The 23126-nt window shown below is 71.8% G+C and carries 22 protein-coding genes; 18 read left to right on the top strand and 4 right to left on the bottom strand.

Annotation, left to right across the window (positions count from 1 at the left end):
• Positions 1 to 145 precede the first annotated feature (145 nt).
• On the bottom strand, positions 146 to 559 hold the full coding sequence (locus ACWDR7_RS11565) for a DUF1844 domain-containing protein (protein ID WP_449855042.1): 414 nt from the start codon (positions 557 to 559) through the stop codon (positions 146 to 148).
• A 240-nt stretch (positions 560 to 799) separates the two neighbouring features.
• Here ACWDR7_RS11565 and infC point away from each other — a divergent pair, with 240 nt between their 5' ends.
• From infC to pheT, 10 genes are all read left to right on the top strand, one after another.
• On the top strand, positions 800 to 1441 hold the full coding sequence (infC, locus tag ACWDR7_RS11560) for a translation initiation factor IF-3 (RefSeq protein ID WP_449855041.1): 642 nt from the start codon (positions 800 to 802) through the stop codon (positions 1439 to 1441).
• 72 nt (positions 1442 to 1513) lie between these two features.
• Positions 1514 to 1708, top strand: a complete 195-nt coding sequence (rpmI, locus tag ACWDR7_RS11555; RefSeq protein WP_259606271.1) for a 50S ribosomal protein L35 — start codon at positions 1514 to 1516, stop codon at positions 1706 to 1708.
• Between the two features lie 32 nt (positions 1709 to 1740).
• Entirely contained in the window at positions 1741 to 2124 is a 384-nt protein-coding gene (rplT, locus tag ACWDR7_RS11550; protein ID WP_449855040.1) for a 50S ribosomal protein L20, read from the top strand.
• 207 nt (positions 2125 to 2331) lie between these two features.
• Complete coding sequence (locus ACWDR7_RS11545; protein WP_449855039.1) at positions 2332 to 3132, top strand: TrmH family RNA methyltransferase; 801 nt, start codon at positions 2332 to 2334, stop codon at positions 3130 to 3132.
• Between the two features lie 123 nt (positions 3133 to 3255).
• Positions 3256 to 3996 carry an amino acid ABC transporter ATP-binding protein gene (locus ACWDR7_RS11540; RefSeq protein ID WP_449855038.1) on the top strand — a complete coding sequence of 247 codons (741 nt, stop codon included), beginning with the start codon at positions 3256 to 3258 and terminating at the stop codon, positions 3994 to 3996.
• Between the two features lie 61 nt (positions 3997 to 4057).
• Positions 4058 to 4969 carry a glutamate ABC transporter substrate-binding protein gene (locus ACWDR7_RS11535; protein WP_449855037.1) on the top strand — a complete coding sequence of 304 codons (912 nt, stop codon included), beginning with the start codon at positions 4058 to 4060 and terminating at the stop codon, positions 4967 to 4969.
• A gap of 78 nt (positions 4970 to 5047) precedes the next feature.
• Positions 5048 to 5695, top strand: a complete 648-nt coding sequence (locus tag ACWDR7_RS11530) for an amino acid ABC transporter permease (protein WP_449855036.1) — start codon at positions 5048 to 5050, stop codon at positions 5693 to 5695.
• Positions 5692 to 6636 (top strand): amino acid ABC transporter permease, encoded by a 945-nt coding sequence (locus ACWDR7_RS11525; RefSeq protein WP_449855035.1) that lies wholly within the window; start codon positions 5692 to 5694, stop codon positions 6634 to 6636. The genes ACWDR7_RS11530 and ACWDR7_RS11525 overlap by 4 nt, the downstream gene beginning before the upstream one ends.
• Before the next feature lie 95 nt (positions 6637 to 6731).
• Entirely contained in the window at positions 6732 to 7772 is a 1041-nt protein-coding gene (gene pheS / locus ACWDR7_RS11520) for a phenylalanine--tRNA ligase subunit alpha (RefSeq protein WP_449855034.1), read from the top strand.
• Positions 7772 to 10270, top strand: coding sequence for a phenylalanine--tRNA ligase subunit beta (gene pheT / locus ACWDR7_RS11515; protein WP_449855033.1), 2499 nt, complete (start codon positions 7772 to 7774; stop codon positions 10268 to 10270). Before pheS ends, pheT begins: the two co-directional genes overlap by 1 nt.
• A 34-nt stretch (positions 10271 to 10304) precedes the next feature.
• Here the strand turns inward: pheT and ACWDR7_RS11510 are convergent, their stop codons facing one another.
• The 3 genes from ACWDR7_RS11510 to ACWDR7_RS11500 all read right to left on the bottom strand — a co-directional run bounded on the left by ACWDR7_RS11510 (position 10305) and on the right by ACWDR7_RS11500 (position 13378).
• Positions 10305 to 11177: a hypothetical protein gene (locus tag ACWDR7_RS11510; protein ID WP_449855032.1), complete on the bottom strand. Its 873-nt coding sequence runs from the start codon at positions 11175 to 11177 to the stop codon at positions 10305 to 10307.
• A 361-nt stretch (positions 11178 to 11538) separates the two neighbouring features.
• Entirely contained in the window at positions 11539 to 12669 is a 1131-nt protein-coding gene (locus tag ACWDR7_RS11505) for an AAA family ATPase (RefSeq protein WP_449855031.1), read from the bottom strand.
• A 37-nt stretch (positions 12670 to 12706) separates the two neighbouring features.
• The gene (locus tag ACWDR7_RS11500) at positions 12707 to 13378 is read right to left on the bottom strand and encodes a protein-L-isoaspartate(D-aspartate) O-methyltransferase (RefSeq protein ID WP_449855030.1); all 672 of its coding nucleotides are present in this window, start codon (positions 13376 to 13378) and stop codon (positions 12707 to 12709) included.
• Positions 13379 to 13613: 235 nt separating this feature from the next.
• Here ACWDR7_RS11500 and argC point away from each other — a divergent pair, with 235 nt between their 5' ends.
• The 8 genes from argC to tyrS all read left to right on the top strand — a co-directional run bounded on the left by argC (position 13614) and on the right by tyrS (position 22758).
• Positions 13614 to 14657: an N-acetyl-gamma-glutamyl-phosphate reductase gene (argC, locus tag ACWDR7_RS11495; RefSeq protein WP_449855029.1), complete on the top strand. Its 1044-nt coding sequence runs from the start codon at positions 13614 to 13616 to the stop codon at positions 14655 to 14657.
• Positions 14654 to 15811, top strand: a complete 1158-nt coding sequence (gene argJ / locus ACWDR7_RS11490; protein ID WP_449855028.1) for a bifunctional glutamate N-acetyltransferase/amino-acid acetyltransferase ArgJ — start codon at positions 14654 to 14656, stop codon at positions 15809 to 15811. Before argC ends, argJ begins: the two co-directional genes overlap by 4 nt.
• Complete coding sequence (gene argB, locus ACWDR7_RS11485; RefSeq protein ID WP_449855027.1) at positions 15808 to 16710, top strand: acetylglutamate kinase; 903 nt, start codon at positions 15808 to 15810, stop codon at positions 16708 to 16710. The genes argJ and argB overlap by 4 nt, the downstream gene beginning before the upstream one ends.
• On the top strand, positions 16707 to 17930 hold the full coding sequence (locus ACWDR7_RS11480) for an acetylornithine transaminase (RefSeq protein ID WP_449855026.1): 1224 nt from the start codon (positions 16707 to 16709) through the stop codon (positions 17928 to 17930). The genes argB and ACWDR7_RS11480 overlap by 4 nt, the downstream gene beginning before the upstream one ends.
• Complete coding sequence (argF, locus tag ACWDR7_RS11475; RefSeq protein WP_449855025.1) at positions 17927 to 18850, top strand: ornithine carbamoyltransferase; 924 nt, start codon at positions 17927 to 17929, stop codon at positions 18848 to 18850. The genes ACWDR7_RS11480 and argF overlap by 4 nt, the downstream gene beginning before the upstream one ends.
• A gap of 1 nt (position 18851) precedes the next feature.
• On the top strand, positions 18852 to 19967 hold the full coding sequence (locus tag ACWDR7_RS11470; RefSeq protein WP_449855024.1) for a heparan-alpha-glucosaminide N-acetyltransferase domain-containing protein: 1116 nt from the start codon (positions 18852 to 18854) through the stop codon (positions 19965 to 19967).
• Complete coding sequence (gene argH, locus ACWDR7_RS11465; RefSeq protein ID WP_449855023.1) at positions 19964 to 21391, top strand: argininosuccinate lyase; 1428 nt, start codon at positions 19964 to 19966, stop codon at positions 21389 to 21391. Before ACWDR7_RS11470 ends, argH begins: the two co-directional genes overlap by 4 nt.
• Before the next feature lie 65 nt (positions 21392 to 21456).
• A complete protein-coding gene (gene tyrS / locus ACWDR7_RS11460; RefSeq protein ID WP_449855022.1) occupies positions 21457 to 22758 on the top strand; it encodes a tyrosine--tRNA ligase in 1302 nt (433 codons plus the stop codon).
• Positions 22759 to 23126 lie beyond the last annotated feature (368 nt).

Raw genomic sequence — 23126 nt, 5'->3', positions numbered from 1 at the left:
GTGTCGGACCACCCCCGGACGGCGGGGCCGGCGGGGCCGGCCCCCCCGCGGCGCGAAGCGCCGCCTCGCCGGCGCGGCAGCGCCGGCGCGAGCACGCGAGCGGCGCCGCAGAGCGGCGCCCGAGCGCGCGCAGATCAAATAAAGGTCAGATCACCGAGCCGGTGAACTTCTCGCCCGGGCCCTTGCCCGGGGCGTCCGGGATGGTGGAGATCTCGCGGAAGCGCAACTGCAGCGAGCGCAGCCCGTCGCGGATCGGGCGGGCGTGCGAGTCGCTGATCTCGGGCGCCGCGGCCGTCACGAGGCCGGCGAGGGAGTTGAGGAGCTTGCGGGCTTCGTCGAGGTCCGTGAACTCCTCGGCGTTCTCGTCGTCGCCGAGCCCGAGCTTGACGGCGGCGGCGCTCATGAGGTGGATGCACGCGGAGGCGATCACCTCGACGGCGGGCACATCGGCGATGTCGCGAGCGGCGCCCGCGGCGTCCGCCGCCTGCTCCTGTTCCTCCCACCGGGCGTGGCGATCCGCGTCGAAGGAGTGGCTGTGGGAGGACGGCATGGTGCTCATCGGGGCTTTCTGGTAGTCTTGGGGCGGCTCCGGAATGCGTTCCGGACGAAAGAGGATTCACATCCCACCCGCGCTTGCCGTCTTAGGCTACCGGGTCACACTCCGCCCGCGGTCAGCGGGTCGTCATCCAGAGATCGGTTAACAGCGAGATCCGGGTGTTCGGGTGAGCCGACGTCAGTCGTCGTGCACGGGTGGATGCTGAGTTCCCTCTCCCGCCCGTGTCGTGAACGTCGCGCCACGGTGGCCACAGCCATCGCACCCAAGGAGTTCCGCATCAGCGATCCCCGCACCAACGAGCGCATCCGCGTTCCGGAGGTCCGACTCGTCGGGCCGAACGGCGAGCAGATCGGCGTCGTCCGCATCGAGGCCGCCCTGCGCCTGGCTCAGGAGGCCGATCTCGACCTGGTCGAGGTGGCCCCCAACTCGAAGCCGCCCGTGGTCAAGATCATGGACTACGGCAAGTTCAAGTACGAGGCCGCGCAGAAGGCCAAGGAGGCTCGTCGCAACCAGGCGAACACGATCCTCAAGGAAGTCCGCTTCCGCCTCAAGATCGATCAGCACGACTACGAGACCAAGCGCAAGCGTGCCGAGGGGTTCCTGCAGGCCGGCGACAAGGTCAAGGCCATGATCCTGTTCCGAGGCCGCGAGCAGTCGCGCCCCGAGATGGGCGCCAAGCTGCTGCAGAAGTTCGCCGAGGACGTCGCGGAATTCGGATCGGTCGAGCACCGGCCCACGCTCGATGGTCGCAACATGACGATGGTGATCGCCCCGCACCGCAACAAGTCCGACGCGAAGGCCGAGCAGAACGCGGCGCGCGCGGCGAACCGCGAGGCGGCCCGCGCCGCCAAGACCGGCGCGGACGCCGAGGTCGCGGCCGAGTAAGCCCCACACACTTCCCGCCCCGGCGGGCAGCACAGGACGTCGCCCGATGGGCGCCAACGTAAGGAAGAGAAGATGCCGAAGCAGAAGACCCACTCGGGCAGCAAGAAGCGCTTCAAGATCACCGGCAGCGGCAAGATCAAGAAGCAGCAGGCCAACATGCGCCACAACCTCGAGCACAAGTCGAGCCGTCGCACCCGCCGCCTGAACCAGGACCAGGTCATCTCGGGCAACGACCTCAAGGTCGTCAAGAAGCTCCTCGGTCGCTGAGACGACGCGAGATCACGTTAGGAATCTGAAGAATGGCTAGAGTCAAGCGGGCTGTCAACGCCCAGAAGAAGCGTCGCGTCATCCTCGAGCGCGCCTCGGGTTACCGTGGCCAGCGTTCGCGCCTGTACCGCAAGGCGAAGGAGCAGGTCACCCACTCGCTCGTCTACGCGTACCGCGACCGTCGCAAGAAGAAGGGCGACTTCCGTCGCCTCTGGATCCAGCGGATCAACGCCGCGGCGCGCCAGAACGGCATCACCTACAACCGCTTCATCCAGGGCCTGGCCCTGGCGGGCGTCGAGGTCGACCGCCGCATGCTCGCCGAGCTCGCCGTGAGCGAGCCCGCCGCCTTCACGTCGCTCGTCGAGACCGCCAAGAAGGCGCTCCCGGCCGACGTGAACGCGCCGAAGGCCGCGTAAGCAGCATCCCCTCGCGAAGGCGGGGCGTCCCTGAGGGGGCGCCCCGCCTTCGTCTGTCTGCACGCCCGCTGCCATCCGGAGGAGATCCGGCCGTGCGGAGGATCGGATCGGGGAATCGGTCCTCCGATGGGCCCGTTCTCCTCCGCGGGGCGGATCGACGCCGCGCGCCGCCCGGGCTCGCGAAGGGCCCGCGCGTAGGCTGGCTGCGTGCTCGAGAACCCCCGGTCGCCGCGCGTGCGCGCCGTCGCCAAGCTCGCCAAGCGCAACGCGCGCGAGGAGACGGGCCTGTTCCTGCTGGAGGGGCCGCAGTCCGTGCGCGAGGGGCTCGAATATCGCCCCGACGCGATCGTCGACCTGTTCGCCACGCCCTCCGCGCTCGAGCGGCACGGCGACATCCGCACGCTCCTCACCGACGCGGGCGTCGAGCCCGAGTACGTGACGGAGGCGGTGCTGGCCGCCATGGCCGACACGGTCACGCCGCAGGGGCTCCTCGCCGTCGCGCGCCAGACGCCCACGTCCATCCGCGACGTGTTCGACGGATCCCCACGGCTCGTCGCGATCTGCGAGGAGGTGCGCGATCCCGGCAACCTCGGCACGATCATCCGCGCCGCTGACGCCGCCGGAGCCGACGCGGTCGTGCTCACCGGCCGCACCGTCGATCCGCACAACCCCAAGGTGGTCCGCTCGACGACGGGCTCGCTCTTCCACCTGCCGTACGCCGTCGGTGCCTCGCTGCCCGACGCGATCGAGCGCGCGCACGGCGCCGGCATGACCGTGATCGCGGCCGATGTGAAGGGCGAGGACCTGCTCGCCGTCCGCGCCGCGGGCGGCCTGGCCGGCCCCACGGCGTGGGTGTTCGGCAACGAGGCGCGCGGCCTCGACGACGAGGCGCTCGCGCTCGCCGACCGGGCGCTGCGGCTGCCGATCTTCGGCCGCGCGGAGTCGCTGAACCTCGCCACCGCGGCGAGCGTGTGCCTCTACGAGAGCGCCTTCTCCCAGCGCTCCTGAGCGGCGGGGAACCGGCGGCGCGTCGCCCGGCGAGGAGTGCCCGGGATTCCGGTGTTGTTACGTCTCGGTAAAGCGGTTGCGCCCGGTTGGTCGTTGTCTCATCGTGGCCCTAGGGTGAAACGCATGGCTGAGCCCCTTGTCGTCGTGGAGAACGTGCAGAAGCACTATGGCGACTTCCACGCACTGAAGAACATCAACCTCACCGTCGACGCGGGCGAGGTCGTCGTCGTGATCGGTCCGTCCGGTTCGGGCAAGTCCACGCTGTGCCGCACGATCAACCGGCTCGAGACCATCACGAGCGGTTCCATCCGCATCGACGGCGCGGAGCTGCCCAAGGAGGGCAAGGCGCTCGCGAAGCTGCGGGCCGAGGTCGGCATGGTGTTCCAGTCGTTCAACCTCTTCGCGCACCTGACGATCCTCGAGAACGTCACGCTCGGGCCGATCAAGGTCCGCGGCCTCAGCAAAGCCGACGCCGAGACCGAGGCCCGGCGCCTGCTCGACCGGGTGGGCGTGGGCCACCAGGCCGACAAGCTTCCCGCGCAGCTCTCGGGCGGTCAGCAGCAGCGCGTGGCGATCGCCCGCGCGCTCGCCATGCAGCCCAAGGTGATGCTCTTCGACGAGCCGACCAGCGCCCTCGACCCCGAGATGATCAACGAGGTCCTCGACGTCATGGTGAGCCTGGCGAAGGAGGGCATGACCATGATCGTCGTCACGCACGAGATGGGCTTCGCGCGCAAGGCCGCCGACCGCGTCGTGTTCATGGCCGACGGCGAGATCGTCGAGCAGGCGACGCCCGACGAGTTCTTCACGAACGCCCAGTCGGATCGTGCCAAGGACTTCCTCTCCAAGCTCATCACCCACTGAGAAGAGACTCCCACGAGGCTCCGCAACACAGCAGCGGCGCCCACACCAACCAGGAGGAACCATGCGAAAGATCCGCAACATCGCGGCGGTCGGCATCGCCGCCACCGCGCTGCTCGCCCTGACGGCGTGCAACAGCGGCACCCCGGGCGGCGGCGACGCCGGCGGCTCGGGCGACTCGGGCGACGCCGGATCGGAGAAGCCCTACGAGGTCGCCACCGACGTCTCGCTCGAGGGCAGCCCCACCTACGACGCGATGGTCGAGGCGGACGAGGTCCGCATCGGCGTGAAGGAGGACCAGCCCGGTCTCGGATACCTCGACGCCACCACGGGCGAGCGCACCGGTTTCGACGTCGAGATCGCGCGCTGGATGGCCGCGGAACTCGGCTTCGGCGAGGAGCAGATCGAGTGGCAGGCGATCCCGTCGGCGAACCGCGAGCAGGCGATCGTGAACGGCGACATCGACTTCTACGTCGGCACCTACTCGATCACCGACGCCCGCAAGCAGCAGATCGACTTCGCCGGCCCGTACTTCGAGACCGGCCAGGGTCTGCTCGTGGCTGCGGACAGCGAGATCGAGTCGGATGCCGATCTGACCAGCGACGTCACCGTCTGCTCGGCGACCGGCTCCACGCCGATCCAGAACATCCGCGACAACTACGAGGCGCAGACCGAGGAGTTCGACACGTACACGCAGTGCGTGGACGCGCTGCTCAACGGCACCGTCGATGCTGTCACGACGGACGAGCTGATCCTCATCGGCTACGCCGCCGCCTACCCGGACGAGCTGAAGATCGTCGGCGAGCCGTTCTCGGAGGAGAAGTACGGCATCGGCCTGCCCAAGGGCGACGACGCGCTGCGCGACTTCATGAACACGGTTCTCGAGGAGAACCCCGACACCTGGTCGGCGATCTTCGACATGGAGCTGGGTGACGCGGGCGTCGAGCCCGAGCAGCCCGCGGTCGACCGCTACTGATCGACCGACTTCGACACCCTCCGCGGTGGCCGGCCCCACAGGCCGGCCACCGCGGAACGACTTCCTGGGAAGGCGGACGTGGACACCCTGATTGACAACCTCGATCTCTGGGGCGATGCGCTGGGCAACACCGTGCTGCTGTTCGTGGTGAGCGGCGTCATGGCGCTGGTCCTCGGGACGATCGTGGGCGCGATGCGCGTCTCGCCCGTGCCGATCGCGCGCGCCGTCGGCACGGCGTACGTCAACCTCGTGCGCAACACGCCGCTGACCCTTATCTTCTTCTTCTTCGCGCTGGGCTTCCCGGCGCTCGACCTCGTCGACCTCAGCTACACCTCGCTGGCGATTCTCGCGCTCGGCTTCTACACGGCCACCTATGTCGCCGAGGCCCTGCGGGCGGGCATCAACACCGTCCCCGTCGGACAGGCCGAGGCGGCCCGCGCGATCGGGCTGCCGTTCGGTCAGGTGATGACGCTCATCGTTCTGCCTCAGGCGTTCCGCTCGATCGTCCCGCCGATGATGAGCGTGTTCATCGCGCTGCTCAAGAACACGACGGTCGCTGCGGGGTTCTCGGTCGTGGAACTCGGCTCGATGCGCGCGAACCTCTCCGAGCGTGGGGAACCGGCGATGGTCGTGCTGCTGTGGATCGCCGGATTCTTCGTCGCGATGGTCCTGCTGCTGTCGTGGCTGCAGCGAACGCTCGAGACCCGATGGAAGGTGCTGCGATGACCTCGGTCCTGTACGACGTCCCGGGTCCGAAGGCGATCCTGCGCAACCGCATCCTCGGCGCGCTCACCGTCGTGGTGCTCATCGCGCTGCTCGCGTGGGTCATCTGGCTGTTCATCGCCTCGGGTCAGTTCACGGCGCAGAAGTGGTCGGTGTTCTCCTACACCTACGTGTGGCAGAACCAGATCCTTCCGGCGCTGGTGCAGACAGTGCTCGCCTTCGCGACGGCGGGTGTCGGCTCCATCGTCTTCGCCTTCGTCCTCGCGGTCGGCCGGCTGTCGGACCACGCGTGGGTGCGCGTGCCGTTCACGGTGATCACCGAGGTGTTCCGCGCCATCCCGGTTCTGATCATGATGATGATCCTGTACTACGGCCTGCCGTCGATCGGCGTCTCGATGTCGCCGTATGCGGCCGTGGTCATCGCGCTCATCGCCTACAACGGCTCGGTGATCGCCGAGGCGCTGCGCGCCGGCGTCCACTCGCTGCCGCGCGGTCAGAGCGAGGCCGGCTACGCCATCGGACTGCGCAAGTCGGGCGTCATGACGTTCATCCTGATGCCGCAGGCCGTGCGGGCGATGATGCCCGTCATCCTCGCCCAGCTGGTCGTGTGCCTCAAGGACACCGCGCTCGGCTCGATCATCACGTACGAGGAGCTGCTGTACGTGGCCAAGCTCATCGGCGGCAACCTGCAGACGGGCCGGCCGTACATCCCCGCGGCGATCATCATCGGCGGCATCTACATCGGGATGTGCCTCCTCCTCTCGCTGGTGGCGCGGCTCGTCGAGAAGCGCATGTCGAAGTCGCCGCGTGTGAAGGCCGCTCAGGACGCGATCGCCCCGCGTCTGCACCAGGAGTCGACCATCACCCAGGTCATCGCGCAGCAGGATGCGGACGTGTTCGCTTCGCGCGACGGTGGGGCGGGGCACGGCGACGGCCGCCTCTGACCCGCCGCTGACGACGCCCCCGCCGACTCCGGTCAGCGGGGGCGTCGTCGCTCCCCGGCGGGGACGGGAACCGCGACGAACTAGACTCGACTCTCGTGTCCGATGCACCCGAGATCACGCCAGAGGCCGTCGAGGCCGCGGTGGCCGATGCGCTCGCCGCCGTCGCCGCCGCCACCGACACCGCGTCGCTCAAGGCCGCCCGCGCCGCCCACCAGGGGGAGGGCAGCCCGCTCGCCGCGCTGAACGCGCAGATGCGCCACGTCGCCAAGGAGCACAAGGCCGAGTACGGCAAGCTCGTCGGCGCCGCGCGCGGCCGCGTGAACCAGGCGTTCGCGGCGCGCGAGGACGAGCTGGCGCAGGCCGAGCTCGCCGCGCGGCTCGAGGCCGAGCGCATCGACATCACCGCCGTCGCGAGCCGGACCCGCACGGGCGCGCGCCACCCCATGAGCCTGCTGCAGGAGCAGATCAGCGACATCTTCGTGGGCATGGGATGGGAGATCGCGGAGGGCCCCGAGCTCGAGCACGAGTGGTTCAACTTCGACGCCCTCAACCTCGACGAGGACCACCCCGCCCGCCAGATGCAGGACACCTTCTTCGTCGATCCGGTCGACCGCCACCTCGTCATGCGCACGCACACGAGCCCCGTGCAGATGCGCTCGATGCTCGAGCGCGACGTGCCGATCTACGTGCTGTGCCCGGGCAAGGTGTACCGCACCGACGAGTTCGACGCGACGCACCTGCCCGTCTTCACGCAGGCCGAGGGCCTGGTCGTCGACAAGGGCATCACGATGGCGCACCTGAAGGGCACGCTCGACCACCTCGCGCGCGAGCTGTTCGGCCCCGAGGCGAAGACCCGCCTGCGCACCAACTACTTCCCGTTCACCGAGCCGAGCGCCGAGTTCGACCTGTGGCACCCGACCTTCAAGGGCGGCGCGCGCTGGATCGAGTGGGGCGGCTGCGGCATGGTCAACCCGAACGTGCTGCGCGCGGCGGGGATCGACCCGGAGGTCTACAGCGGCTTCGCGTTCGGGATCGGGATCGAGCGGGCCCTCATGTTCCGCTCGGACGTGCAGGACATGCGCGACATGGCCGAGGGCGATGTGCGCTTCAGCGAGCAGTTCGGGATGGTGGTGTGATGCGCGTCCCGCTTTCGTGGCTGCGTGAGTTCGTCGAGGTCCCTCAGGACGCGACGCCGGACGACGTCTTCGCGGCGCTCGTGTCGGTCGGGTTCGAGGAGGAGGAGGTCGTCTCGTTCGACCTGACCGGACCGATCGTCGTCGGACGGGTCCTCGAGTTCGTCGAGGAGCCGCAGTCGAACGGCAAGACGATCCGCTGGTGCCAGGTCGACGTGGGCGAGGCGAACGGCGGCGTGCGCGGCATCGTGTGCGGCGCGTCGAACTTCGTGCAGGGCGACAAGGTCGTGGTGACGCTGCCGGGCGCCGTGCTGCCCGGCCCGTTCCCCATCGCGGCGCGCAAGACCTACGGGCACGTCTCCGACGGCATGATCGCCTCGGCCAAGGAGCTCGGCCTCGGCGACGAGCACTCCGGCATCATCCGCCTCGTCGAGTGGGGGATCGATCCCGAGGTGGGCACGGATGCCATCGCGCTGCTCGGCCTCGACGACGTCGCGGTCGACGTGAACGTCACCCCCGACCGCGGCTACGCCCTGTCGATCCGCGGCCTCGCGCGCGAGTACGCCCTCTCGACGGGCGCGCGCTTCATCGATCCTGGCCTGCGCGACGACGTCGCGGCGGCCTCCGGATTCCCCGTCGCGATCCGCGACGAGGCCCCGATCCGCGGCCGCATCGGCGCGAGCGAGTTCGTCACGCGCGTCGTGCGCGGCGTCGACGCCTCGCGGCCGACACCGCCTTGGATGGTGGCGCGGCTGTCGCTGGCAGGCGTGCGCTCGATCTCGCTGCTCGTCGACATCACCAACTACGTCATGATCGAGCTCGGCCAGCCCATCCACGGCTACGACCTCGACACCCTCGCGGGCGGCATCACCGTGCGCCGTGCGAGCGAGGGGGAGACCCTCGAGACGCTCGACGGCCAGACGCGCACGCTGTTCGCCGAGGACCTGCTCATCACCGACGAGTCCGGCCCGATCGGCCTGGCCGGCGTCATGGGCGGCGCGAAGACGGAGATGAGCGCCGCTACGACGAACGTGCTCGTGGAGGCGGCGACGTTTGATCAGGTCTCGATCGCGCGCACGGCGCGTCGGCACAAGCTGCCGAGCGAGGCGTCGCGCCGCTTCGAGCGCGGCGTCGATCCGCTCATCGCGCCCGTCGCCGCGCAGCGCGTCGTGGACCTCATGGTGGAGCTGGCCGGCGGCACCGCCGACGCGCTCGGCTCGTCGGTCGGCGCCGCCGTCGAGCCCGAGCCCATCGCCCTGCCCGCGGCGTTCGTGCCCGGGCTCATCGGCGTGGACTACGCGCCGGAGCGCATCCGCGAGACGCTCGAGCTCATCGGCTGCGCCGTCGCCGACGCCGCCGACGGCTGGACCGTCACGCCGCCGTCCTGGCGCCCGGATCTGACCGACAAGTGGACGCTGGCCGAGGAGGTCGCGCGCGTCGACGACGTCGACAAGGTGCCCTCGATCCTGCCCACCCCGCCCTCGGGCCGCGGATACACACCCGCGCAGCAGGGACGCCGCCGCGTCGCGAACGCCCTGGCCGCGACCGGCTTCATCGAGACGCCGTCGTTCCCGTTCGTGTCGGAGGCGCAGAACGACCTGCACGGATCGGCGACCGGGGAGAAGCTGCCGAGCATCCGGCTGGCCAACGCGCTCGACCAGACGGCGCCGTTCCTGCGCCGCTCGCTCGTGCCTGGCCTGCTGCAGACCGCGCACCGCAACCTGTCGCGCGGCATGACCGATCTCGCGCTGTTCGAGGTGGGCAGCGTCTTCCTGCCGGAGCCCGGCGTGGACTACGGCACCGACGTGAACCCGCCGCGCGGGGAGCGTCCCTCGGACGACATGATCGCGCGCCTGCGCGCCGCCGTGCCGCCGCAGCCGCGTCACGTCGCGCTGCTGCTGGCGGGCAACGTCGCGCCCAAGCAGCCGGGCCGCGCGGCCGAGGCCGCGGGCCTCGAGGTCGCGCTCGACGCCGTCCGCACGATCGCGGTGGCGGCGGGCGTCGAGATCGACGTGGCGCAGGGTGCGCGCGCCGCGCTGCACCCGGGCCGCGCGGGCGTGCTGTCGGTCGGCGGCACCGAGGTCGGCTACGTGGGCGAGCTGCTGCCGCAGGTGGCCGCGGACGCCGACCTGCCCGGCCGCGTCACGGTGGCCGAGCTCGATCTCGACCTGCTCCTGTCGCTTGCGGGCGAGCGGGTCGTCGTGGCCTCGCTGTCGACGTATCCCGCCGCCACGCAGGACGTCTCGCTCGTCGTGGATGCCGCGCTGCCGGCCGCCGAGCTGCGCGCCGCGCTGGTCGAGGGCGCGGGGGAGCTGCTCGAGTCGATCCGCCTCGTGGACGACTACCGCGGCGAGGGAGTGGCCGAGGGATCGAAGAGCCTCACGTTCGCGCTGCGCTTCCGTGCCCCCGACCGCACCCTCACGGCGGCCGAGGCGACCGAGGCGAAGCTCGCGGGCGTCTCCCTGGCCGAGACGCGCTTCGACGCCAAGCTCCGCGACTGACCCGCGAGAATCCACTTGCGCGCCGAGAATCCAGTCACCCATGGATTCTCGGCGCGGCGGTGGATTCTCGACGTTCGAGCGCGGCTCGCAGCGTGAGCAGGGGGTGCTCGGATCGCGGGCGGAGAGGGCGCAGGCCAGCGGTTCGCAGGATCGCGTCGAAGGGATCGACGAGGCGAACGTCCGCATGCCCCCAGCGCGCGAACCCGGCGACGTGCCGACGCAGCTCGTCCTCACGCCGTTTCTCCTCCCAGACCGCCGTGGCGCCGTCCCCGTGGGTCCCGTCATACTTCACGCGCCCGTCCGCTTCGCCGATCACGCGCTCCTCGGGCCAGAACATGTCGGCGCGGTAGTGCAAGCCGTCGCTCGGATGGAAGGCCACCTGCAGGTCGGGCTGCGGGTACCCGAGCCACTCGATGACCGCGCGGCTGATCGACTCGAGCGCGCTCTCCGCGAGCGGCGTGGCGCGCTCGAGCGCCCAGCGAGCCGCGGCGCGGCCGCGGCTGCTCGCGCGATCCTCGTTCCGCGCGAGGAGCAGGTCGTGCGCACCCCCTCCGATTGATCGCAGCACGGCATCGGCGGTCATCAGGGCGATGGCAGGATGCCGTGCGCGTGCAATGTCGACCGCGAGCTCTTCCGGTGCGACGACGAGGATGCCGTCCTCGCGGCGCATCCGCCTCTCCTCGCCGGTCACGTGGAAACGCACGCCCGCGACCCGTCGACCCGCCGCGGTGCCCGGGGAGAGGACATGCACGTCATCGAGGCGACCGGCGACGGGGAGCCCGTAGAGCACCGCCGCTGCCTCGAGCATGAAGATGGCGTCGGGATGCGTGGCGGCGTAGGCGTGCACCCGAGCGAGATAGCGCTCCGACGGGCGCAGCGTGTGCCACGCGGCCGCGGGTGCGAACACACCGCGACTCACACGATGCAGCTCACCGCGCCGATGAGCCGCGTCCAGGCGGGAAGCCGAGTCTGCCCGGCGGAGAAGCGGAAGGGGCGCAGGACGCAGGGACCCCGAACGCATATCGACTCGTGCCATGCACCCACGCTCGCGCCTGCCTCGCCCTCGCCCCCGCGTTCCCCCTCAACCTGTGGACAGAATCCGCCCCACACCCCCCTGTGAACGCGCGCCGCCCCGCTTCCTCCGCTTCGCTGAGAATCCTTTTGCGCGCCGAGAATCCAAGCGCCCGTGGATTCTCAGCGCGGGGTTGGATTCTCGCGGATCAGCGGATCAGCGGATCAGCGGATCAGCGGATCAGCGGATCAGCCGGTCAGCGGGAGGGCCAGCGCCAGGGCGGTGCCTCGAGGGGCAGCTGGCCGACGACGCGCGTGCCCTCGCCCGTCGAGGTGAGCTCGACGCGCTCGCCGCCTGCGGCCTCCAGCGCCGCGGCGAGCCGGGCCGCATGCGTCACGACGAGCACCTGGGTCTCGTCCGACGCCTCGCGGATGAGCGCGGCGAGCGGATCGAGCAGGTCGGGGTGCAGGCTGGACTCCGGCTCGTTGAGCACGATGAGCGGGGCCGGGCGCGCGGGCCGCAGGGCCGCGATCAGCAGCAGGTAGCGCAGCGTGCCGTCCGACAGCTCCGCCGCCTCGAGCGGGCGCAGCAGCCCCCGCTGGTGCATGCGCAGGCGGAAGCGCCCGTCCTCGCCGGTCTCGACGGCGACGCGGGCGCCCGGAAAAGCCGCGGCGACGTCGGCGGCCAGATCGAGCCCCGCGTCCTCGGCGGACGCCCACGTGGCCGCGAGGTCGGCGCCGTCGTGCGCGAGGTGGCGCACGCGCGTGCCGACCTGCGGCTGCCGCGCGGGCGCGTCCCTGTCGGTGCGGAAGTGGTCGTAGAAGTGCCACGACGACAGCGTGCGGCGCAGCGCGAGCAGCTCGGGGCCCGCGTCGGTGTCGGCCACGTCGGTCAGGATCGACTCGTGCGGCGCAAGGGCGCCCGGCAGCGCGCGCCACGCGTCCTCGCGCACCCGCACGCCCGCGCGGTCGCGGTCCACGAACGTCGTCGCCGGCTTCGCGAGCGGCCCCGCGAACACCTGCTCGCGCTTGATCTCCGCATCGCGCACGAACAGCGAGCGGGAATCGATCTGCGGTAGCCCGAGGTCGATGAGATAGCCGAGCTCGTCCGAGGCGAAGCCCAGGCGCAGCGACACGGGCCCGCGCCGCACGGTTCCCGTCGCCGATCCGGGCGTCTCCGGTCCCGCCCAGAGCGCCGACGACAGCCCGCCCTCCTCGGCGAGAGCGGCGATCGTGCGCCCCTGCGCGGCGGCGGCCAGCAGGCGCAGCGACCGGTACAGGCTGCTCTTGCCCGATCCGTTCCCTCCCGTCACGACGGTCGCCCTGCCCAGCGGCACGACGAGATCGACGAGGGAGCGGTAGCCGGCCACGGCAAGAGCGGTGATCACCCGCCCATCCTGCCGCGCGCCGCCGACATCCGCGGGCTCAGGCCCTGCCGTGCTCGCCGCGCAGCGGCACGAAGCGCACGGGGCCCAGATCGTCCGGCTCCTCGCGGTCGCCGCGGCGCGTGACGCGCACGAGCTGCTGCCAGCCCGCATGGCGCTCCCGCGGCATGACGATGCGCCCGCCGTCCGCGAGCTGCGCTCGCCAGGGCGGCGGGATGTCGGGGGCCGCGGCGGCGGAGAGGATCGCGTCGAAGGGCGCATGCTCCGGCAGCCCGCGCGAGCCGTCGCCGCCGACGACGCGCACGTGGGCCGCGCTCGCGGCGTCGAGCGCCGCCCGGGCCGCCTCGGCAAGCTCGGGAACGTACTCCACCGACCACACCCGCGCGCCCATCGCCGCATACACCGCCGCCGCGTAGCCCGATCCGGTGCCGACGTCGAGCACGCGGTCGCCGGGGGAGATCCGCGCGGCCTCCGCCGTGAGCGCCACGATGAACGGCTGCGAGATCGTCTGGCCGTGCCCGATCGGCAGCGGGGAGTCGGCGTAGGCGTCGTCGGCGAGGTGATCGGGCACGAAGAGCTCGCGCGGCACGCGCGCCATCGCGTCGAGCACGCGGGCGTCGCGGATGCCGCGCGCCCTGAGGTGCCGCGCGACCATCCGCTCCCGCGCCGCGTCGTGCGGCGAGGAGGGCCCGGGTCCGGACGATTCGCTCATGCGCACACCCCGTCATCCACGGTACGCGCGCCGTCCCGCCGCGGACAGGCGCCGTGCTAGCCTGCCGCACATGACCTCGACCGCGATGGATGCGCAGCTCGTTCCGAGCAGCGCCGTCGCGCTCCGACGTCCGCGCGCCCGCCGAATCTAGGCGGCCCGCGACGTGCCGGCGTGTCCGGGGGAGCGGTGCCGCCGTTGATCAGGCACCCATTCCCACGGACATAAGGTAGAGATCATGACCTATTCGGTCGCCGTCTCCGGCGCATCTGGCTACGCGGGTGGGGAGATCCTGCGCCTGCTCGCCGAGCACCCCGACGTCGAGATCCGCACGGTCACCGCCCATTCGAACGCGGGCGACCCGCTCATCGCGCACCAGCCGCACCTGCGGTCGCTGCGTCACCTCGAGCTGCAGCCCACGACGCCCGAGACGCTCTCGGGCCACGACGTCGTCTTCCTCGCGCTGCCGCACGGGCAGTCGGGCCAGTACACCGACGCGCTCGGCGATGCCGCGCTCGTCATCGACGCGGGCGCGGATCACCGCCTCACCTCGCGCGAGGACTGGGACGCCTTCTACGGCGGCGGCTTCCACGACGCGTGGGCCTACGGCGTGCCAGAGCTGATCGTCGGCGGCGCCAAGCAGCGCGAGACCCTGCGGGGCGCGACGCGCATCGCCGCCCCGGGCTGCAACGCCTCGACGGTGTCGCTGAGCATGGCCCCGGGCGTCGCGGCGGGCGTGATCGACCCGGGCGACATCGTCGCGGTGCTCGCGGTCGGGCCCTCCGGCGCGGGCAAGAGCCTCAAGCCGCACCTGCTGGGCAGCGAGATCCTCGGCACGGCCAACCCGTATGCCGTCGGCGGCACGCACCGGCACATCCCCGAGATCCGGCAGGCGCTGCGGGCGGCGGGGGCCGCCGACCCGCGCGTGTCGTTCACCCCGGTGATCGTGCCGATGGCGCGGGGCATCCTCGCCACGACGAGCGCCCCCATCGCGCCCGGTGCGAGCGATGCCGACATCCGCGGCGCGTGGGAGGCCGCCTACGGCGACGAGACCTTCGTGCAGCTGCTGCCCGAGGGGCAGATGCCCCGCACGGCCGACGTGCTCGGCGCGAACACCGCGCTGATGGGGCTGGCGATCGACCGGGCGGCGAATCGCGTGGTCGTCGTCGCGGCGGTCGACAACCTCACGAAGGGGACCGCGGGGGCCGCGGTCCAGTCCATGAACCTCGCGCTGGGACTGCCCGAGGGCACCGCGCTGACCGTGAACGGAGTGGCGCCGTGAGCGTGACCGCACCCGCAGGATTCGAGGCGGCCGGGGTCGCCGCCGGGCTGAAGTCGACCGGGAAGCCGGACGTGGCCGTCGTCGTCAACCGCGGTCCGCTCAAGACCGGCGCCGCCGTGTTCACGAGCAACCGCGCCAAGGCCAACCCGATCCTGTGGTCGCAGGAGGCCATCAAGGACGGCGCCGTCGAGGCGGTCGTGCTGAACTCCGGCGGTGCCAACTGCTTCACGGGATCGTTCGGCTTCCAGACCACGCACCAGACCGCCGAGAGGGCGGCCGAGCTGCTGGGCGTGAGCGCCGGCGACGTGCTCGTGTGCTCGACGGGGCTGATCGGCACGGGCGACGAGGTCTTCCGCGCCAGGGTGCTCGCCGGAACGGAGGCCGCGATCGGCGCGCTGTCGGCCGGCGGCGGCGCCGACGCGGCCGCCGCCATCATGACGACCGACACCGTGCCGAAGACCGCCGTGCGGCGCGGCGACGGATGGACGATCGGCGGCATGGCGAAGGGCGCCGGCATGCTCGCGCCGGGCCTGGCGACGATGCTCGTCGTGCTCACGACCGACGCCGTGCTCACACCCGAGCAGGCCGATGGGCACCTGCGCGCCGCGACCCGCGTGACGTTCGACCGGCTCGACTCCGACGGCGCCATGTCGACGAACGACCAGGTGACGCTCCTGGCGAGCGGCGCCGCGGGCGTCGAGCCGGACGGCGAGGCGTTCCGCGCCGCGCTCACCGAGCTGTGCGCCGATCTCGCCACCCAGCTGATGGCCGACGCGGAGGGCGCGAGCCACGAGATCACGATCGAGGTGCGCGGCGCCGCCACCGAGGACGACGCCGTCGAGGTGGGCCGCGCGCTCGCCCGCAACGGCCTCTTCAAGACCGCGATCTTCGGCAACGACCCCAACTGGGGCCGCGTGCTCGCGGCGATCGGCACGACGAGCGCCGCCTTCGACCCCTACAACGTGGACGTGTGGATGAACGGCGTGCGCGTGTGCAGCCAGGGCGGCCCGGATCGCCCGCGCGAGGAGGTCGACCTCACGCCGCGCGCGACGCGCGTCGAGATCGACCTGTTCGCGGGCGACGCCTCCGCCGTCATCCTGACGAACGACCTCACCCACGCGTACGTCCACGAGAACAGCGCCTACAGCTCATGAGCGAGATCGACCTGCAGCACACCACGCCCGAGGAGGCCGCCTTCAAGGCGACCACCCTCATCGAGTCGCTGCCGTGGCTCAAGCAGTACCGCGACGAGGTGGTCGTCGTGAAGTACGGCGGCAACGCGATGATCAGCGAGGAGCTGCAGGACGCCTTCGCCGAGGACATCGCGTACCTGCGCTATGTCGGCATCAAGCCGGTCGTCGTGCACGGCGGCGGACCGCAGATCTCGAGCATGCTCGACCGGCTGGCGATCCCCAGCGAGTTCAAGGGCGGCTACCGCGTCACCTCGACCGAGGCGATCTCCGTCGTGCGCATGGTGCTGACGGGCCAGATCAACCCGCAGCTGGTGGCGAAGATCAACTCGCACGGTCCCTTCGCCGTCGGCCTGTCGGGCGAGGACGCGGCGCTGTTCGGCGGCCGCCGCCGCGGCGTCGTCATCGACGGCGTCGAGCAGAGCCTGGGCCGCGTCGGCGACGTCGTCCAGGTCGACCCGACCCCCGTGGTCGATCACCTCAAGGCGGATCGGATCCCCGTGGTCGCGGGCGTCGCGCCGGACCTCGACAACCCGGGGCAGACGCTCAACATCAACGCCGACGCCGCCGCCTCCGCCCTCGCCCGGGCGCTCGGCGCGAAGAAGCTCGTCATCCTGACGGACGTCCCCGGCCTGTACGCCGACTGGCCCAACCGCGACTCGCTCGTCTCGCACCTGCGCGCGGCCGAGCTGCGCGAGCTCATGCCCAAGCTGGAATCGGGCATGATCCCGAAGATGCAGGCGTGCCTCGACGCGGTCGAGGGCGGCGTGCAGAAGGCGTCGATCATCGACGGCCGGGTGGCCCACTCGGTCCTCGTCGAGCTGTTCACCAGCGAGGGCATCGGAACGGAGGTCTCGGCATGACGAACGCGGACTGGAAGGCGGCCGCCGAGCGCGACCTCATGAACCTGGGCGCGCGCCCGCGGCTGTTCGAGCGCGGCGAGGGCTCCCACGTGTGGGACGACGAGGGCACCCGCTACCTCGACTTCCTCGGCGGCATCGCCGTGAACGGCCTCGGGCACGCGCACCCCGTGTTCGTCGAGGCGGTCTCGCGCCAGGCGGCCACGCTCGCCCACGTGTCGAACTACTTCACCTCGGGCCCGCAGCTCGAGCTCGCCGCCCGCCTGAAGCGGCTCGCCGGCACGGGCGAGTCCGGCCGCGTGTTCCTCGCCAACTCCGGCAGCGAGGCCAACGAGACGGCCATCAAGCTCGCGCGCCTGCACGGCAACCCGCGCGGCGCCCAGACGATCCTGTGCCTCGAGGGCGCCTTCCACGGCCGCACCACGGGCGCGCTCTCGCTCACGCCCAAGGCCGCGTACCAGGATCCGTTCGCGCCGCTGCTGCCGGGCGCCACGCCCATCGCGCGCACGATCGACGCGCTCGAGGCCGCCTTCGCCGCCGGCGGCGTCGCGGCGATCGTCATCGAGCCGATCCAGGGCGAGGCGGGCGTGCGCGAGCTGCCCGCCGGCTTCCTCGCCCGCGCCAGGGAGCTGGCGACGGAGCACGACGCGCTGCTCATCCTCGACGAGGTGCAGACCGGATCGGGCCGAACGGGGGAGTGGTTCGCCTTCCAGCTGCCCGGCATGCTGCCGGAGGGCGCGCTGCCCGACGCGGTGACCTTCGCCAAGAGCGTCGCGGCGGGCTTCCCGCTCGGCGGCCTCATCACGTTCGGCGCGGCGAGCGAGCTGTTCTACCCCGGCACCCACAACTCCACCTTCGGCGGCAACCCGCTCGCGGCGCACGTCGCGAACGCGGTGCTCGGCCACATCGAGGACGAGGGGCTGCTCGCGAACGTCGCGGCCCGCGGCGCGCAGCTGCGCGAGGCGGTCGAGGCCCTCCCGCTCGTGACGGGCACGCGGGGCGCCGGCCTGCTCATCGGCATCGCGCTGTCGGCGCCCGTGGCCGGCGATGTCGTCGCGGCGGCGCTGGAGCGCGGCCTGATCGTGAACGCCCCGGCGCCCGACACCATCCGCATCGCGCCCGCGTACACGATCGGGGACGCAGAGATCGAGGAGTTCCTCACCCTCTTCCGCGACGCGCTCGCCGCCGTCGCCGACCGCCAGACCCAGGAGACCGCCGCATGACCCGCCACTTCCTGCGCGACGACAGCATCACGCCCGCCGAGCAGGCCGAGATCCTCGATCTCGCGGCGCGGCTGAAGGCCGACCGCTGGTCGGAGCGGCCGCTCGAGGGCCCCCAGACGGTGGCGGTCATCTTCGACAAGTCCTCCACCCGCACCCGGGTCTCGTTCGCCGTCGGCATCGCCGACCTCGGGGGGATCCCTCTCATCATCTCGACGGCCAACAGTCAGCTGGGCGGCAAGGAGACGCCCGCCGACACGGCGCGCGTGCTCGAGCGCCAGGTGGCGGCCATCGTGTGGCGCACGTACGCGCAGGCGGGCCTCGAGGAGATGGCCGAGGGCACGCGCGTGCCCGTCGTCAACGCGCTCAGCGACGACTTCCACCCGTGCCAGCTGCTCGCCGACCTGCTCACGATCCGCGAGCACAAGGGCGAGCTCAAGGGCCTCACGCTGTCGTTCTTCGGCGACGGCCGCAGCAACATGGCGCACTCGTACGCGCTCGCGGGCGCCATGGCCGGCATGCACGTGCGCATCGCCTCGCCCGAGTCGTACGCCCCGCGCGAGGACATCGTGGCCGACGCCGACCGGATCGGTGCCCAGACGGGCGGATCCGTCACGCTCCTGACCGATCCGCTCGAGGCCGCCGCCGGCGCCGACGTGGTCGTGACCGACACGTGGGTGTCGATGGGCAAGGAGGAGGAGAAGCTCGCGCGGCTGCGCGACCTCGGGGCGTACAAGGTGACGCAGGAGACGATGTCCCTCGCCGATCCCGGCGCCGTCTTCATCCACTGCCTGCCCGCCGATCGCGGCTACGAGGTCGACGCCGACGTGATCGACGGCCCGCAGAGCGTCATCTGGGACGAGGCCGAGAACCGCCTGCACGCCCAGAAGGCGCTGCTCGTCTGGCTGCTGAAACAGCAGTGACATGACGGCGGGGCCGGTGGCGCGCGGGGCATGGCTCCGCCGCAATTGGGCACGCCTCGACGGCCGCGGCCGCGAGGCCGGCGTCGATCTGGCACGCGGGATCGCGATGATCGGCATGTTCGCGGCCCACATGGTGGAGCTGCCGGCGTTCCGCTGGACCGAGCCGGCGAGCTGGCCGGGCATCGCGAACGGGCACTCGTCGATCCTCTTCGCCACGCTGGCCGGCGTCTCGATCGCCCTCGTCACGGGCGGGCCGCGTGGCACCGCCCCGCACGCCGCGACCGCGGCCCGGTGGCGCCTCGTCGTGCGCGCGCTGTGCATCTGGACCCTCGGCGTCCTCCTCGCCGCCACCCCCGTGCCGATCATCGTGATCCTGCCCGCGTACGGGATCCTGTTCCTCCTCGCCGTGCCCGCGATCCGCTGGCGCCCGCCCGCCCTTTTCGCGGCGGCTGCGGTCATCGCGCTCGCCGCGCCGTTCGCCGTGCACGCCATCGACGCGGCGCCGTTCTGGGACACCGCGTCGGGCATCGCCGTGGACGGCGCGCTCGGGTGGAACTACCCGTTCCTGCTGTGGGCGGCGTTCGTCGCGCTGGGGCTCGGGATCGGCCGGCTGCGGCTGCGCGAGCCTGTGACTGCGCTGCTGCTGCTCGCCGCGGGAATCGTGCTCACGGCCCTCGGCGAGGGCGTGATCGCGCACTGGGCCGCGGCCGACGGGTGGCGCGCCGCGCTCGACGGGCAGCCGCACTCGAGCGGCGTCGGCGAGGCCGTCGGCTCCGGCGGCGTCGCGATGGCCGCGATCGCGCTGTGCGTGCTGCTGTGCCGCACGCCGCTGCGGTGGCTCGCCCTGCCGCTGCGCGCGGTGGGATCGATGCCGCTGAGCGCCTACACGGCGCAGTTCGTCGTGTGGGTCGCGGTCGCCGGATCCAGCCCCGATCCGCTCGCCTTCCGCGCCACCGAGCCGTTCTGGCCGTTCACGATCGCGACGATCCTCGCCTGCACGGCATGGGCGGTGCTCGTGGGCCGCGGGCCGCTGGAATGGGGGATCGGCCGCCTCGCGGGCCTGGCCGCGGGCGACGGGCGAGGCCGCGTGGGCACACGCCCTAGGCTGGACGCGTGAGCACGAGCGGACACGGCACGAACGAGGGAGCCCTCTGGGGCGGACGATTCGCGAGCGGTCCCTCGCCCGAGCTGCAGGAGCTCAGCCGCTCCACCCACTTCGACTGGGCGCTCGCGCTCTACGACCTGCGCGGCTCGCACGCGCACGCGAAGGCGCTCGCCGCCGCCGGCTACCTCACGGCCGACGAGGAGCGGCGCATGCACGAGGGCCTCGACGCCCTCGCCGCGCGCATCCAGGACGGCACCCTGCGCCCGCGCCCCGAGGACGAGGACGTGCACGGCGCGCTCGAGGCCGCGCTCATCGCCGAGGTCGGCGCCGATCTGGGCGGGCGCCTGCGCGCCGGGCGCAGCCGCAACGACCAGATCGCCACCCTCGTGCGGATGTATCTCATCGACCACGCGCGCATCGTGGCCAGGGAGGTGCTCGCCCTCGTCGACGCCCTCGTGGCGCAGGCCGATGCGCATCCGGCGGCGATCATGCCGGGCCGCACGCACCTGCAGCACGCGCAGCCGGTGCTGCTCGCGCACCACCTGCAGGCCCACGCGTGGCCGCTCGTGCGCGATCTCGAGCGCCTGCGCGACTGGCGCGCCCGGGCCGGGGCCTCGCCGTACGGCGGGGGAGCGCTGGCCGGATCCACCCTCGGGCTCGACCCGCAGCTGGTGGCGACGGAGCTCGGCCTCGACCGCCCGTCCGAGAACTCGCTCGACGGCACTGCGGCGCGCGACGTCGTGGCGGAGTTCGCGTACATCGCGGCGCAGATCGGCCTCGACCTGTCGCGCCTGGCGGAGGAGATCATCCTCTGGAACACGCGCGAGTTCGGCTTCGTCACTCTCGACGACGGCTACTCGACCGGATCGAGCATCATGCCGCAGAAGAAGAACCCCGACATCGCCGAGCTCGCGCGCGGCAAGTCGGGCCGCCTCATCGGCAACCTCACGGGCCTGCTCGCCACGCTCAAGGCGCTGCCCCTGGCGTACAACCGCGACCTGCAGGAGGACAAGGAGCCGGTCTTCGACTCGGTCACGACCCTCGAGGTGCTGCTGCCGGCGTTCACGGGCATGGTCGCGACGCTCCGGTTCGACACCGACCGGATGGCGGCGCTCGCGCCCGAGGGCTTCTCGCTCGCGACCGACGTGGCCGAGTGGCTCGTGAAGCGGCGCGTGCCGTTCCGCGATGCGCACGAGATCTCCGGCGCCCTCGTCCGCGCGTGCGAGGAGCGCGGCATCGGGCTGGAGGACGCGGACGACGCGCTGCTCGCCTCGGTCTCGGAGCACCTCACGCCGGAGGTGCGCGAGGTGCTGACGATCGAGGGATCCGTCGGTTCGCGCGCCGGCGTCGGCGGCACCGCGCCCGAGCGGGTGGCCGAGCAGCGCGCCGAGCTCGTCGCCCGCGCGCAGCGGGCGGTGCACGCGCTCGGTCTGTGAGGCACGCGCGCGAGGCGCTCGCGAGGTGTGAACGTGCCGCTCGCCGGGCCGTTTAGGCTGGAGCGGTGACCGCAGTGACCGACGTCGCCGTGCAGGCGAACGACCCGACGTTCGACAACGTCTTCGACGAGCTGGTGTGGCGTGGCCTCGTCCACGTCTCGACCGATCCGGACGCGCTGCGCGAGCTGCTCGGCGGCGACCCGATCGTCTACTACTGCGGCTTCGATCCGACCGCGCCGAGCCTGCACCTGGGCAACCTCGTGCAGCTGCTCACCATGCGCCGGCTGCAGCTGGCCGGGCACCGGCCGCTGGGCCTCGTGGGCGGCGCGACCGGGCTCATCGGCGACCCGAAGCCGACGGCCGAGCGCACGCTGAACGACTCGGAGACGGTGGCGACGTGGGTGGCCCGGCTGCGCGGGCAGGTGGAGCGGTTCCTCAGCTTCGAGGGAGACAACGCCGCGCGCATCGTGAACAACCTCGACTGGACCGCGCCGCTGAGCGCCATCGACTTCCTGCGCGACATCGGCAAGCACTTCCGCGTCGGCACGATGCTGAAGAAGGACTCGGTGAGCGCGCGGCTGAACTCCGAATCGGGCATCAGCTACACGGAGTTCAGCTACCAGATCCTGCAGGGCATGGACTTCCTGCAGCTGTACCGCCAGTACGGCTGCGTGCTGCAGACGGGCGGCTCGGATCAGTGGGGCAACCTCACCAGCGGCACCGATCTCGTGCACCGCGTCGAGGGGACCTCGGTGCACGCGATCGGCACGCCGCTCATCACGGACGCCGACGGCAAGAAGTTCGGCAAGAGCGAGGGCAACGCGATCTGGCTCGATCCGGAGATGTGCAGCCCGTACGCGATGTACCAGTTCTGGCTCAACGCCGACGACTCGATCGTCGTGACGCTGCTCAAGGTCTTCACGTTCCTCACGCGCGCCGAGATCGAGGAGCTGGCCGCGCAGGTCGAGGCAGAACCCTTCCGCCGCGCCGCCCAGAAGCGCCTCGCCCTCGAGGTGACGACGACCGTGCACGGTGCCGATGCTGCGGCGAAGGCGATCGCCGCGTCGGAGGCGCTGTTCGGCAGGGGCGACCTGACCGCGCTGGATGCGAGCACGCTCGCGTCGGCGCTGAGCGAGCTGCCGAACGCGACGGTCCCGGCGGGGACGCCGGTGCTGCAGGCGCTCGTCGAGACGGGACTCGTCGCGTCGCTGTCCGAGGGGCGGCGCGCCATCGCGCAGGGCGGCGTCTCGATCGACGGGGTCAAGGTCGAGACCGAGGACACGACCGTGCCGGGCCGGCTGCCCGGGGGAGTGTCGGTGCTGCGCCGCGGCAAGAAGGCGCTCGCCGGCGTCTTCGTGCGCGCCTGACCCGCGCGGTCGCGGGCGACACGCCGTCGGGGCGCCCCGATTTGCCCGCTCCCGGGGATCCGCGTAATGTATTCCCTTGTCGCCGCCAAGCGGTGAGGTTGAGCCGGAAGGCTCCCACCCCAAGCAGGCGACACTCCCACCCGAACAGATGGCCTTGAGTCATCCGGTCTCGCGACCTAGGATGGGAGATCTCACTCCCGAGAGGCAGTCGAGCGACACGGCGTGTCGGTTTGACAGCCGGGCGGAGTGGGATAAGATAGTGAAGTTGCCCCTGAGGGCTGCAGGGGGACCTGCAGGGCTGGGTGCGTCCGATCCTTGAGAACTCAACAGCGTGCACTTGTCAAATGCCAAATAACCTCGTCGGCTGA

The organism is Microbacterium sp. NPDC003461, from assembly GCF_053588335.1.
This window is presented reverse-complemented; position numbering and strand designations above follow the sequence as displayed.

What these genes read in the sequence shown, in the direction of transcription:
- ACWDR7_RS11535 (WP_449855037.1), top strand. Translation starts at nt 4,058, where the DNA reads ATGCGAAAGATCCGCAACATCGCGGCGGTCGGCATCGCCGCCACCGCG.
- pheT (WP_449855033.1), top strand. Translation starts at nt 7,772, where the DNA reads ATGCGCGTCCCGCTTTCGTGGCTGCGTGAGTTCGTCGAGGTCCCTCAG.
- rplT (WP_449855040.1), top strand. Translation starts at nt 1,741, where the DNA reads ATGGCTAGAGTCAAGCGGGCTGTCAACGCCCAGAAGAAGCGTCGCGTC.
- ACWDR7_RS11500 (WP_449855030.1), bottom strand. Translation starts at nt 13,378, where the DNA reads ATGAGCGAATCGTCCGGACCCGGGCCCTCCTCGCCGCACGACGCGGCG.
- ACWDR7_RS11565 (WP_449855042.1), bottom strand. Translation starts at nt 559, where the DNA reads ATGAGCACCATGCCGTCCTCCCACAGCCACTCCTTCGACGCGGATCGC.
- rpmI (WP_259606271.1), top strand. Translation starts at nt 1,514, where the DNA reads ATGCCGAAGCAGAAGACCCACTCGGGCAGCAAGAAGCGCTTCAAGATC.
- ACWDR7_RS11480 (WP_449855026.1), top strand. Translation starts at nt 16,707, where the DNA reads ATGACGAACGCGGACTGGAAGGCGGCCGCCGAGCGCGACCTCATGAAC.
- argC (WP_449855029.1), top strand. Translation starts at nt 13,614, where the DNA reads ATGACCTATTCGGTCGCCGTCTCCGGCGCATCTGGCTACGCGGGTGGG.
- ACWDR7_RS11525 (WP_449855035.1), top strand. Translation starts at nt 5,692, where the DNA reads ATGACCTCGGTCCTGTACGACGTCCCGGGTCCGAAGGCGATCCTGCGC.
- argF (WP_449855025.1), top strand. Translation starts at nt 17,927, where the DNA reads ATGACCCGCCACTTCCTGCGCGACGACAGCATCACGCCCGCCGAGCAG.
- ACWDR7_RS11470 (WP_449855024.1), top strand. Translation starts at nt 18,852, where the DNA reads ATGACGGCGGGGCCGGTGGCGCGCGGGGCATGGCTCCGCCGCAATTGG.
- argB (WP_449855027.1), top strand. Translation starts at nt 15,808, where the DNA reads ATGAGCGAGATCGACCTGCAGCACACCACGCCCGAGGAGGCCGCCTTC.
- ACWDR7_RS11540 (WP_449855038.1), top strand. Translation starts at nt 3,256, where the DNA reads ATGGCTGAGCCCCTTGTCGTCGTGGAGAACGTGCAGAAGCACTATGGC.